Raw genomic sequence first — 12,543 nt, 5'->3', positions numbered from 1 at the left:
GCGAAATTTGCGGATAAATAGCAAACTCATTTTCTACTCACCAGTAGCCCTGACGTGGGATTTTAGCGTTACGCCCGTACTGTTTGAAGTCGGGCCGGATCCGGCCGACCTGACACGCGAGGGCCGCCGGTTGTGAGGACCTTCACAACAGGAAGCGGACGCCCTCGGTGTGCGCGGCGCCACTCGCGGGGTACCTCGACACCCGAACGGGCTGGGCGAGGCAGGCCGGACATACTTGGACAGAGGTCCGAGGCGTCGAAGAGGAGACCCATGCGCACGCTGTGCACTGCTATTACCGCGGCCGCCGCCGTCGTATCGCTCGCGATCGGCATGCCCGGTTCCGCCGCCGCCGACGTGACCACCGGATCCGTCGTCGGCGTCGAAGCACTGCCCGCCCGCGCCACCCCGCCCGGCTCGGTGAACTCGACGCGCATCCTCTACGGCACCACCACCGTCGGCGACCAGCCGACCACCGCGAGCGCCGCCGTCTACTTCCCGCCCGGACAGGCGCCCGAAGGCGGCTGGCCGGTGATCGCGTGGGCACACGGCACCGTCGGCCTCGGCGATGACTGCGCATACAGCGTCGCCGGACCCGGCGAGGTCGCCCGTGACTGGGCCTACCTCGGGACCTGGCTTGCGCAGGGCTACGCGATCGTGGCCGCCGACTACGCGGGCCTCGGCACCCCAGGCGACCACCCGTACCTCAACGGCACGGTCGAAGCACACAATGTGGTCGACGCCGTCACGGCCGCGACCCGCCAGTACCCGACGCTGTCGAAGAAATGGGCCGTCGTCGGACAGTCGCAGGGCGGCGCCGCCGCCGTGTTCACCGCCCGCCACGCCGTCGAATTCGGCCGGGGCGAACTCGACTATCGCGGCGCGGTCGCCACCGGCGTACCCGCCTACATCGAGAACATCCTGCTGCCCATCGGCCCCGGCGTCCCGCCCGTCGCACTCGGGCCGCACACCACCGCCTACATCTTCTACATCCTCGACGGACTGCGCACGACCTACCCCGACCTCGCCATCGAGTCCTACCTCACCGAATCCGGACGCCGCTGGCTCGAACGCGGCCGCACCGCGTGCGTCGGCGCGTTCGGCGACGAGCTCGCCGCCGCGGGCGTGGTCATCGGCGACCAGTTCACACGGCCCCTGTCCGAGATCCCCGACCTGCTCGGCAAGCTGACCCGAACCATGGGCCTGCCCGAAACCGGATTCGACCGACCGCTGTTCCTCGGGCAGGGCGCGCGCGACACCGACGTCATCACCCCGGCGACTCTCCTCTACACGACCCGCCTGCAAGTCAACGGGCAGCCGGTGACCGTCCACGTGTACCCCACCGACCACAGCGGGACGGTGAACGCTTCGCTCACCGACTCGATCCCCTTCGTGCGCGGGCTGTTCAACTGACACCGGAATGCGCGGACAGCCACGGTCCGCCGCACCGGATTTCACGTCACGTGACCCTTCGTCGCCGACCGGGCGGCAGCGAAATCGGCACGAGCTCAAATGATCCCCCGCGCGTCCAAGTTCTCGGCGAGGACGTGGTTCATCATCTTCTCGAAGGCCGCGTGCTTGCGGGCGCAATCGTGCCAGCCGTGCGCGTCCATCGCCCGGTACGCCTGATGGAAAGTCAACGGCGGGCGCGGCAGATCACAGGCCCACGTACGCGGCGGGCGCGAACCCTGATCCGCGACCGAAATCCACCGCGCGTGCCGCGGATACCGCGGCTCGGAACCCAACACGGCGGTAAGGAACAGGGTGAACGCACAGCCCGCCGACACCGCCGCGATCGCCGTCACCAGATACCAAATACTCACACCACTACCTCGATCCCCACTGTCAACCGAACCGGCACAACGAAATTCGCCGCCGATTACCCCTGCGTGAACTCGCTCGACACCGCGAGCAGACCGAACGCTACGGCGCGCGGCGGCCCGATTCGGGCGGATGTGATGTGGGACATGGCCCGAAATCGCCGTGGTTCCAATTGGTCCCCGCGAGCGGTTCCAATTGGTCCCACCAGCGGTTCCAATGGGTTCCGACCGTTGCTCCCGGCGGAACGCGAGTTGCGTTCGGACAGTCGAAGTCCAACTGGAACCGAACGGCGATCTCGTGCGTCCTAGACTTACGACCGGAGTGTGTACGGACGGCCGACGGGAGCAGCGGGTGCGACGACTGACGACGGCGGTAGTGGTGCTCGCTGGGGCGCTGGTCCTTGCCGCCTGCGAGGGGACGAGTGATGGGACGGCTACGCCCGTGTCCACCGTGGACAAATCGGCTGCTACAGCGGCGCTGTGGGATCCGTGCACGCAGATCGGTGACGATGTGCTGCGGCAGGTCGGGGTCGATCCTTCGACTCGCGATACCACAATCGCCGGAGTGCAACGCGTCGCAGGCTGGAAACTCTGCTCGTGGAACGACAAACCGAGCGGATGGAATTACAACCTCGGCGTGTGGTCGACCATCCATTCACTGGATGAGGTGAGAGGCGACAAGAACAACATCAATTTCACCGAGTCGCAGGTCGCAGGGCGCACCGGAGTCCAGTTCCGCAAGGCGGACGATCGAGACAATCTGGTTTGCTACCTCGCCTTTCCAACCAAGGGCCAGATCATAGAGGTCTCGATCTACAAGTCCTTTACAACGAAGACACCGGCGGATAACCGCGAGCCGTGCTCGCTAGCATCTCGCGCCGCGACCATTCTCGCACCTACCTTTCCGGCCGAATAGAGGTGTCCACCGTGAGCATTCAAGACGATGTGACTTTATGGCAGCACCTCTCGAACGAAGCGAAGGCGGGCCGTCTGAGTCTCGACGACTCTGTCGCAAATCAGTGCCGAGCCGCGATCGAACGCCAACTCGATGTGTATCAAACATGCCTGGCGGCCACGAACCAGGCGGTCAATGTCACCGGGCTCGGTGATTTCGAATGCGGCAAGGAGCTCGCGAGACTGCTGGAGCTGAAAGCAATCGATCCTGCGGGCGATGGTGACCTGAGTACCGCCTTGAAGGACCACATACGGGTGCTCGAGTTGATGGAAGAAACCATCCAGGTTTCGGTCAACCGTTTGCAGCAGCAGGATTCGGATAATGCGCAAGATCTCGGTCAGGTCTGAACAGGAGGGAATATGGTGTTAGGGATTCCGTCTTTCGATACGATCCTGGTCAATTTGACGACGCTCGTCGCGCACGGCCCTCTCGGGGCGATGGCGGCGGGGGCGAACGGTATCGATCGGGCCGCGATGGCGTTGCATACGGCGTTGGGGGATCAGAGTCCGGAGTCGATCGCGGCGCGGAATCGGGTGAAGGATCTCACCGACAACGAGTTCGTGGGCGAGTTCCATGAGCAGCGGATTCCGGATGCGCTGTTCGAGAATACGCGCCGGGATGGCCTCGCCGAGCTGTATCGGAAGGCGCAGGCCATCGATGTCGGTGCGGTGAGCGACTTGCAGGGAATGTGGAAGTCGCGTGCGGAGAAGTTGGAGCAGGGGCTGAATCAGTTCGGGCCCGAGATCTTGTCGGCGATCGCGGAGAAGTGGGAGGGTGCGGCGGCGCAGTCGGCCGCGCAGGGGATCGTCGATTACGTGAACAAGGCGCGGAATATGGTGACGGCGACGAAGATCGTCGCCGAGAAGGTGGAGATCGTGAAGTCGGCGGTCGAGGTCACGAAGGCGAATGTGCAGCCGCCGCCGACCACCGGGTGGGCGAGTACGTTGACGAGCTGGATGCCGGGGCCGACGTGGAAGATGGATCGGGATCGCACGGATGCGGCCGAGTTGGCCACGCATACGGTGCTGGAGCGGGTCTATCAGCCGGGGATCAAGGAGGGCGATACCGGGCAGCCTCGGATTCCGTTGGCGTACAACCCGGTTCAGGATTCGAGTGGTGCGCCGTATGTTCCGGGTGGCGGCGGTTCGCCGTCCGTGGGCGCACCGGCGCCGGTGTCGTCGGGTGCGGGTTCGCAGGGTTCGTCGGGCTCGCCGGGCTCGTCGGAGCAGCCGGGCGTGGCCGAGCCGCCGAGCGGCGATGCCGGGACGCAGCCTTCGTCGGCGGGCGATCAGCAGGCGTCGCAGGGCAAGGCGTCCGATTCGACATCGACGGCGGGGCTCGGTGATTCGCAGCCGACCACGCCCGCGAGCGCCGGTTCGAGCGGACAGCCGTCCGGCGCGGGTACCGGCGGTTCCGGCGCGGGCACGCCCGCGGGCGGATGGCACGGCGGTTCGGGTACGCCGCGTTCTTCGGCGGGTTCGGGAGGTTCCGGGGCGGGCGGCACGGGCGCGCCGGGCCGCTCCGTCGCGGGCACGCCCGGCGGTGCGGCACTCGGCGCGAACGCGGCGAGCGGCTCCGGTGCGAGCGGGTCGACCGGACGCGCGGGCACATCCGGGATGGGCGGCATGTCGCCGGGTGCGGGGCGCGGCAAGGGTGACGAGGACAAGGAGAAGGGCAAGTCGGCGGTAGCCGAGGCATTGGTGAATCGCACCAACGGTGCGGAATTGACGGGGATGGATCCCGAGCACCGGCGGCCGACCGTTCCTCCGGTACTGGGCGAATGAGCCCGCGCGCGTGGTCGCTCTCGCCGCTCGAACTCACGGTGTTGTGGCATGCGCTCGGACGCGAGATCCTGCCGTATCCGCTGCAGCACCGGCCGACGCAGGAGACCGTCGAGGAGTACGAGCGTGCCTACAAGTCGGCTGCCACGCGGGTTCAGTCCATTTTCGACGAGGATCTTTACGGTCCGCTGCGAATTCTGATCGAACCGGAGGCGCGGATCGAGGTCGCCGGTTTCGCGCGTTCCGCCGAGGGGGTCAGACCGGGCGCCGAACCGGACCCGATGGCGCTGATCCGGTTGCACGCCGCGGTGTCGGGGCAGTCGGCGGTCATGCTCACCCAGGAGTCGACGCCCGACCCGTACCGCGGCGGACCGGTCCGGATGGCGATCGTCGGCACGCGCACGATCGCGGCGCGCATCATCGCGAGTCTGCCGTCGACGCCGCGCGGTTCCGGTCCGTCCTTCCGCATCAACCGCGCCGATCTCGACGCCTACGACGATCAGCCGTTCACCGGTCTCGGCGACGAGACGCCGCGATCGCCGCGCACCGAGGTGCAGCGGTTCTTCGAACGTCCGCGCACCACCCTCGCCCACATCGCCGTCTATCCCGGCCCCGCCTATGACAATCGACCGACCGCGACCCGCGATTTCCATGTCATGGACTATCCGGACGGCCGCTACCGCGTGCATTCCGCCGCCGCGATCCAAGCTGTTCCGGCCGAGGCGGCCGATCTCACCGCGCACCTACAAGCCGTGCTGGATCGCACGCTCCAGCAATACTGGGAGGACACCGACCCGGTCTACACCTGAAGGTCGGCCGGATGCACGGCGCGCCAGTGCCTGGCGATATCGATGCGGCGGGTGATCCACACTTTGTCGTGGGACTGGATGTGGTCGAGGAAGCGTTCAAGGGCGGCCAGGCGCGCGGGCCTGCCGACGAGACGGCAGTGCAGGCCGACGGACAGCATTTTGGGGGCGCCTTCGGTGCCTTCGCGGTAGAGGATGTCGAAGGCGTCACGCAGATGCGCGAAGAACTGTTCGCCCGTGGGGAATCCGGCGGGTGAGGCGAATCGCATGTCGTTAGTGTCGAGGGTGTAGGGGATCACCAGGTGCGGTGTGTCCGCGACCGTGACCCAGTACGGGAGGTCGTCGGCGTAGGAGTCGGAATCGTAGAGGAAGCCACCGTGTTCGACCACGAGTTCCCTGGTGTTCGGGGAATCGCGGCCGGTGTACCAGCCGAGCGGGGGCGCGCCGGTCAGTTCGGTGAGCACGCGCACGGCTTCGGCCAGGTGCGCGCGTTCGGTGTCGCGGTCGATCAGCTGGTAGGACTTCCATCGCAGTCCGTGGCTCGCGATCTCGTGGCCGAGTTCCCGGAAGGCGGCCACCGCTTCCGGATTGCGCTGCATGGCCCGGGCCACGGCGAAGACGGTGAGCGGTAGATCGCGTCGCTGGAAGGTGCGCAGTATCCGCCACACGCCCGCGCGGGAGCCGTACTCGTACAGCGATTCCATGCTCATGTGGCGATCCGGGAAGGCTTCGGCCGGTGTCATCTCCGACAGGAAGGTCTCCGAATGCGGGTCGCCGTCCACGACGCAGTTCTCGCCGCCCTCTTCGTAGTTGAGGACGAATTGCACGGCGATCCGCGCACCGTTCGGCCAGCGCGGATCGGGCGGGTTCGGGCCGTAGCCGATGAAATTCCGGTCCGCTGTCATCCGCCGAACTCCCCGAACAGGCGCAGTCGGGCGAGTCCGCCGTCGGGGTAGATGTCGAGTCGGACCTCTTCGACGGAGGCGGCGACCGGCGCGATCGGGAAACGGTGCCTGGTGTCGGGCAGCAGCGGGGTGCGCGGCAGCAGTTCGACTTCGGTGCCGTCGGTGGTGCGTCCGGTCAGCGCCGCCGCGCCGGGGCTGTTGCCGAGGAAGTAGGAGGTGTCGATTTCGGCGAGCCGGATGAGGCCGGGGCCCGCGAGGCGGATGCGGACCCAGTCGTTGCCGTCGTCGCGGCGGCGCGCGGTTTCCCAGCCGTCGCCCATGCGCCGCGCGAGTCCCGGATACAGGAGTTGGTTGGGCGAGCTGTAGAAGCGGTTGGAGCAGTCGAGGACGAGTGCGCCGTTCTCCAGTGCGGCCAGGTCGAGCGGGCCGAGTCCGAGCAGGTCAGGGTCGGGGCGGCCTTCTCCGTGCACGCGCAGCCGGGCGACGCCGCCGTCCGGGTGCATGGTGAGTTTCACATGGGTCCAACGCCGTTCGTCGTCGACGGTGAACGGGTTGCGGCTATCGCCCGCGATCTTCGCGCGGTCGATCAGCGGTTCCCAGTCGTCGCGTTCGGCGATCCGCTCGGCGGGCGGGTAGCCGCTGAGTTCGAGCGCCGACACCGAGACGGCGGGCGGATAGTTGCCGGTGAACCAGGCGGTGTCCACCACGATGCCGCGGATAACGCCGGGCACCCCGAGCCGGACGACGGCCGCGTCGTCACCGGGTTCGCCGCGATGTCGGCGGGTTTCCCAGCCGTCGTAGATCTGGCCCTTGTGACCGAAGGTGGACGGCTGGTAGCGCGCGGGCTCCGGCGTGATCAGGTTCTCCTTCTCGGCGAAGGATTCGTCGTTCGCCCAGATCACCGCGCCGCCGAGGGTGCGAACGGCGAGATCGGGCAGCAGCGTGAATTCCTCGGCGGTGCGGTCGTTCATCGTGCCTCCTCAGCTCGCCGCGGCGCCGTCTCGCGTGCCACGAGGGCGCGCAGGAGGTCCGCGGTCAGTTCGGGAACCCGCGCGCGCACCTCTGTCTCGGTGCGCGCGCCGCAGGCCAGTGCCCGCAGGACCGTGGCGGCCAATGCCTCGGCGGTGGCCGGTTCGTCCACGATGTCGCCGCCGCGGCGCGCGAGGTAGTCGCGCAGCCGGGGCATGGCGGCCTCGGTGGCGAGGCGGAAGTAGTCGTAGGTGGCGAGCCAGCGGGTGACCAGGTGTCCCGGATGCATATCCCAGCCCTGGTAGTAGCCGCGACGCAGGGAACGGGTGACGAGCCGGTGGTGGTTGCGCAGCGCGGTTTCCGGGTCTGTGTCCGGCACGATCTGGGTCGAGCCGTCGCAGATCCACACGCCGGTCTGCGCCGCCGCCACCTGCATGACCGATTTGGCGTGGTCGGCGGCGGGGTGGTCGAGCGCCTGGTCGGTGGCGGCGACGCCGCATGCGGCGGTGTAGTCGTAGGTGCCGAAATGCAGTGCGTCGCAGCGTCCTTCGGCGGCTGTGCGGATGGCGCCGATGGGCGCGGTGCCGTCGGCGGCCAGCACCGCCTGTGGGCTTTCGATCTGCACTTCGAAGCGGAGTGCGCCGTCGGCGGCCGCGAATCCACGCTCGAGTCCGTGACACAGTGCGGCGAGAGCCGAAACCTGTTCCACCGCTCTAATTTTGGGTATGGTAACCACGAATCCGGCCGGTATGCCGCCCGCGGATTCCAAGACGAGTTCGAGGGTACGCAACGCGCGGACTCGTTCGGCTCCTGACAAGCCCTTCATCCTGATTCCGAACCGCTCGGGACCCTTCGCCGCCCATTCGGCGAGAATTCGACCCGCTCGCCGCGCCGCGCGGTCCTCCTCGTCATCGGAGCGGAATCCGTAGCCGTCCTCGAAATCGATGCGCAGATCCTGCACGGGATCATCGGTCAGGCGCGCCCGGACGGCGGTCAGCGAATCCGTCGCGTCCAAGCCCGCGAGGACGTTCCGGTGCCGGTCCAGAATGGCGACGGCGGCCGTTCCCCATTCGGCGGGTGTGGTGACCTCGACCCGGTCCGCGGATACGTACGCCGTGTGGATCGGCTGGGCGCGCGTGCCCGAACCCGGATAGCGGGAACGCAGTTCGGCGTCGACGGCATCGAGTATGCCGTGCACCCTGGCCCGGATGTGCTCGGGTAGTCGACTCATTCGGTTCCCCCTTCGCGCATGGCCCGCCAGATCCGGTCCGCCGTCATCGGCAGTCGGTCCTGGCGCACCCCGACGGCGTCGGCGATCGCGTTGGCCAATGCGGGTGCGACCGGATTGTAGGGTGATTCGCTCATGGATTTCGCGCCGAGCGGGCCCAGTTCGTCACTGGTGTCGGCGAAATGGACTTCGGTGCGTGGCACGTCGGCGAACTGCGGAATATGGTAGTGCCGCAGGGTTCGCGTGGTGACGACACCGTCGACGCCGCGCAGTTCCTCGTGCAGGGCGGTGCCGATGGCTTGGGCGACGCCGCCTTCGATCTGCCCTCGGCACTGCACCGGATTCAGGACGACACCCGCGTCGGCGGCCTGGATCGATTGCAGGATGCGCAGTTCGCCGGTGTCGGGGTGCACTGCGACGCGGAAAGCGTGCACGTTGAAACTCACCGAGCGCGGTGAGCCCGCGTGCGAACCGTGCGCCACCAACTCGCCCTCGGCCAGCAGTTCTTTCGGGGTGAGAAGCCGGTCGCCGCAACGGACTCCCTCGGCGGTGAGGTCGATGTCGCTCGGCGGGCATCCGGTGCGGGCGGTCGCGCGCTGGATGATGGCGGCACGCAGCGCTGTCGCGGCGTTGTAGGACGCTTTGCCCGCCACCACTATTCCGGTTGAACCGAACGCTCCGGTGTCGTGGCCGACCAGGTCGGTATCGGACTGGCGGATCGTGATTGCGCCGATATCGGCGCCGAGCGCGGTGGCGGCGAGCTGAGCGTGCACGGTGGTGGTGCCGTTGCCGAATTCCGCCGTGCCGACTCGTATCTCGTAGCCGCCGTCGGGACGCAGCGCGGCGACGGCGTCGGAACGGTGACCGCGCGGCGGGATGGTGGCGATCATCGCCAAAGCCATGCCGGTGCCGACGCGCCAACCCGAATCCGGCGCGGCGATGCCGTTGCCACGGTGCAATGCCGCCTCGGCGAGGTCGAGGCATTGATCGAGTCCGTAGCTGCCGAACATCAGGTCGCCGTCATCGACCTGGGCGCCGACGAACGGATCGCCGGGCACCACCACGTTGCGGCGGCGGAATTCGAACGGATCGATGCCGAGCGCGCGAGCCAGATCGTCGAGCGCGGATTCCACGCCGAAGATGATCTGCCCGAGTCCGTATCCGCGGAACGCGCCGGAAGGCACATTGTTGGTGTAGACGGTGCGTCCGTCGACCCGCTTGTTGGCGCAGCGATACACCTCGACGGATTCGCCGACGCCGTGGAACATCACTCCGGCACTGTGGTTTCCATAGGCGCCCGCGTCGGCGAGGACATCTACGGCGAGCGCGGTGAGCACGCCGTCGGCGGTCGCGCCCGCGGTGACGGCGACGCGCATCGGATGCCGGGTGGTGGCGGCGGTGAATTCGTCGGTGCGGGTGAATTCGTAGCGGACGGGTCGCTCGGTGCGCAGCACGGCCAGCGCGATCAGGTCCTCGGCCAGCATCTCCTGTTTGGCGCCGAAACCACCCCCGACCCTGGCCGCGAACACCCGCACCCGGTCGCGTTCGAGCCCGAAGACCTCGCAGAGTTCGTCGCGCACCAGGAACGGCACCTGCGTGCTGCACCGGATCACCAACCTGCCGTCGGTGTCCAACCAGCCGATACCACCGTGTGTTTCCAGGTGGACGTGCTGGACGCGCGGCGAATGCCAGACGCCACTCACCACTTTCGCCGCAGCGCTGAGTCCGGCTGCGAGATCGCCTACCTCGCCGTGGATTTCGGCGATGAGGTTGCGTTCCGGATCGGCGATCCGCGCGGCTTCGGGTTTATCGGAATGCAGCGCGGGAGCGCCCGGTTCGAGCGCGGCGGCGGGGTCGAACACAGCGGGGAGCGTTTGGTACTCCACTCGCAGCGCGCGGCAGCCCTGCTCGGCGGTCGCCAGGGTGTCCGCGACCACCGCCGCCACCCGCTGGCCGACGAAGCGGACCGTGCTGTCCAGGACATAGGTGTCGTCGGGATCGTCGGTGCGCAGTTCGTGCCGAGCGGTGGAGAACGCCACGTGGGGTGCGTCGGCGTGCGTGAGTACTGCGTGCACGCCCGGCAGCGCTTCGGCGGCCGCGGTGTCGATCGCCAGGATGCGGGCGTGCGGGTGCGGGCTTCGCAGTACGGCGAGGTGCAGGGGGGCGGTCGGTGGAGCCGATACCTCGGATCGCGCGCCGAGTTCTGGTCCGGTACGCGAATCCTTCGATACGGGAACGTGATCGGGCGCGCCAGAAGGTTCCGGGCCGTCAGCGAGGTCCGGCCGCTCGGCATCCAGCGGAAGGACATCGAAGGTGAACGGTTCGGCGCCGCGGACCAGTCGCGGTCCAGCGGGCGCGAGCGCCCCTGAACCGACGTGGCCGCGCGCATGACCGGACTGTTCGGCCACGTCACCGACGAGCACAGGCACATCAGAACCGCCGTGGCCGCGCGGCGGTTCCACCCCTTCGGCGACATCACCCGCGAGCACAGCTGAACCGACGTCACCACATGCTGGTTCGGCTAGGTCACCAGCCTGCACGAGCGCGCCCGAACCGCACTCCGATCGTTCGGCGACGTCACCGACAGGCGCAGGCATCCCCGAACCAACTCGGCCACGTGGCGGGTCCGACTGTCCGGCGCGGTCACCGGCAGGCGCAGGCGCTCCCGATCCGACATCGTCACGTGCCTGCATCGCGACGTCATCGGCGGGCGCGAGTGCACTAGGTCCGACATGGCCGCGTGCGGGTTCCGACCGTTCGGCAGGATCGCCAGTGAGTGCTTCGGTGATCGCGCGGTAGCCGGTGCACCGGCAGAGGTTGCCCTTCAGCAGTTCGGGTAGCAGTGACGGGTCGGGGGCGGTGGGGGTGGCGCAGCCGAGGCCCGCGGCGGTGACCACCATGCCCGCGGTGCAGAATCCGCATTGGAAGCCCGCTGTTTCGAGGAAGCGGCGCTGGATCGGGTGTGGGTCGTCGGCGGTGCCGAGTCCGGCGGCGGTGGTGACGGTGCGGTCGGCGACGCGGTGGGCGGGGATGAGGCAGGAGTGCACGGTCGCGCCGTCGAGTTGGACCGAGCAGGCGCCGCAGTCGCCGGAGTCGCAGCCCTTCTTGACCGCGAAGCGGCCCAGGTCGCGCAGCAGGGTGCGCAGGCATTGGCCCGGTCTCGGGCGTGCCGAGACGATATCGCCGTCGACTTCGAATTTCATAGTCGCTCACCGGGTTCGGTGCGCAGTTCGGCGGCGACCGCGTTGGCCAGGAGTCCGGTGACGTGGGCGCGCCAGTCGGGTGCGCCGTGCGGATCGTCGAACCACAGGTCGGGGTCGACGGTGGTGAGCGCGGCGGCGAGGGTTTCCGGGTGGGGTGGTTCGGGGAAATCGAGGACGACGGGTCGCGCGGTGGCGGCGGTGATCGTGAGCACGGTGCGGTCGTCGGGTTCGCGCCTGCCCATGACGACCGCACCGGAACGTCCGGTCGTGGCGAGGCTGATACGACGGAAGGCGGTGCGGGCCAACAGACTCGACGTCGGCACGGTGACGGAGCGGAGGATCTCGCCGGGCTCGAGCACCGTGCGTTCGGGCGCGAGGACGAAATCGCGCAGGGCGACGCGGCGGTCGCGGCCGTCCGGCGTCCAGATCAGCGCGACGGCGTCCAGTGCGGTGACCGCGGCGAGTACGCCACCGGCGGGCAGCGCGAGACAGATGTTGCCGCCGACCGTCGCGGTGCGCCAGATCTTGTGCGAGGCGAGCAGGGCTCGACAGCCCGCCGCGAACAGGGCAGTGCCCGGCCGGTCCGCGCGCGGCGCCGAGCCGAGTTCACACCCGGGGGCAGCACCGGCGAGTTCGGCCAATGTGCAGGTAGCGGCGATTTCCAGCCCTTCGGCGGTGTCGGTGAGCGGCTCCCACCCGAATCCGGTGATGTCGATCAACCGTTCCAGCGAGTACTGCGGTTCGGAGTAGAGAGCGGTGCCGCCCGCCAGCACCGCGCATCCGGCGCCGAGCCCGACCAGGTCGCCGCGCTCCCGCGCCACCACCACCTCGCGGATCGTGTCCAGGTCCACAGTTCACCTCATTCCACAGCGCGTGTTA

At 68.3% G+C, this 12,543-nt stretch carries 11 protein-coding genes; 5 read left to right on the top strand and 6 right to left on the bottom strand.

From position 1 onward, the window contains the following. Positions 1-270 precede the first annotated feature (270 nt). Positions 271-1,410: an alpha/beta hydrolase gene (locus tag IT779_RS18475; RefSeq protein WP_196150589.1), complete on the top strand. Its 1,140-nt coding sequence runs from the start codon at positions 271-273 to the stop codon at positions 1,408-1,410. Positions 1,411-1,505: 95 nt separating this feature from the next. Here the strand turns inward: IT779_RS18475 and IT779_RS18470 are convergent, their stop codons facing one another. Further along, positions 1,506-1,820, bottom strand: a complete 315-nt coding sequence (locus IT779_RS18470) for a hypothetical protein (RefSeq protein ID WP_196150588.1) — start codon at positions 1,818-1,820, stop codon at positions 1,506-1,508. Positions 1,821-2,034: 214 nt separating this feature from the next. Between IT779_RS18470 and IT779_RS18465 the strand changes: the two genes are divergently transcribed. From IT779_RS18465 to IT779_RS18450, 4 genes are read left to right on the top strand one after another with little or no spacing between them, the layout of a single operon-like run. Further along, positions 2,035-2,733 (top strand): DUF3558 domain-containing protein, encoded by a 699-nt coding sequence (locus tag IT779_RS18465; protein ID WP_232541878.1) that lies wholly within the window; start codon positions 2,035-2,037, stop codon positions 2,731-2,733. An 11-nt stretch (positions 2,734-2,744) separates the two neighbouring features. Further along, entirely contained in the window at positions 2,745-3,119 is a 375-nt protein-coding gene (locus tag IT779_RS18460; RefSeq protein ID WP_196150586.1) for a hypothetical protein, read from the top strand. 12 nt (positions 3,120-3,131) lie between these two features. Beyond that, the gene (locus IT779_RS18455; RefSeq protein WP_196150585.1) at positions 3,132-4,556 is read left to right on the top strand and encodes a hypothetical protein; all 1,425 of its coding nucleotides are present in this window, start codon (positions 3,132-3,134) and stop codon (positions 4,554-4,556) included. Further along, positions 4,553-5,362 (top strand): ESX secretion-associated protein EspG, encoded by an 810-nt coding sequence (locus IT779_RS18450; RefSeq protein ID WP_196150584.1) that lies wholly within the window; start codon positions 4,553-4,555, stop codon positions 5,360-5,362. The genes IT779_RS18455 and IT779_RS18450 overlap by 4 nt, the downstream gene beginning before the upstream one ends. Here the strand turns inward: IT779_RS18450 and puuE are convergent. The 5 genes from puuE to IT779_RS18425 are packed head-to-tail and all read right to left on the bottom strand — an operon-like array spanning position 5,353 to position 12,515. Then, positions 5,353-6,264: an allantoinase PuuE gene (puuE, locus tag IT779_RS18445; RefSeq protein ID WP_196150583.1), complete on the bottom strand. Its 912-nt coding sequence runs from the start codon at positions 6,262-6,264 to the stop codon at positions 5,353-5,355. The genes IT779_RS18450 and puuE overlap by 10 nt on opposite strands. Next, positions 6,261-7,235, bottom strand: a complete 975-nt coding sequence (gene alc, locus IT779_RS18440) for an allantoicase (RefSeq protein WP_196150582.1) — start codon at positions 7,233-7,235, stop codon at positions 6,261-6,263. Before alc ends, puuE begins: the two co-directional genes overlap by 4 nt. Further along, the gene (locus IT779_RS18435) at positions 7,232-8,464 is read right to left on the bottom strand and encodes a DUF6986 family protein (RefSeq protein ID WP_196150581.1); all 1,233 of its coding nucleotides are present in this window, start codon (positions 8,462-8,464) and stop codon (positions 7,232-7,234) included. Before IT779_RS18435 ends, alc begins: the two co-directional genes overlap by 4 nt. After that, entirely contained in the window at positions 8,461-11,664 is a 3,204-nt protein-coding gene (locus tag IT779_RS18430) for a molybdopterin-dependent oxidoreductase (RefSeq protein ID WP_196150580.1), read from the bottom strand. Before IT779_RS18430 ends, IT779_RS18435 begins: the two co-directional genes overlap by 4 nt. Continuing rightward, entirely contained in the window at positions 11,661-12,515 is an 855-nt protein-coding gene (locus IT779_RS18425; RefSeq protein ID WP_196150579.1) for an FAD binding domain-containing protein, read from the bottom strand. Before IT779_RS18425 ends, IT779_RS18430 begins: the two co-directional genes overlap by 4 nt. Positions 12,516-12,543 lie beyond the last annotated feature (28 nt).

Source organism: Nocardia bovistercoris, assembly GCF_015674855.1.
In the GTDB taxonomy this organism is placed as follows: Bacteria; Actinomycetota; Actinomycetes; order Mycobacteriales; family Mycobacteriaceae; genus Nocardia; species Nocardia bovistercoris.
Note: the sequence above shows the minus strand (reverse complement) of the source record. Positions and strands in the feature narration are given on the sequence as shown.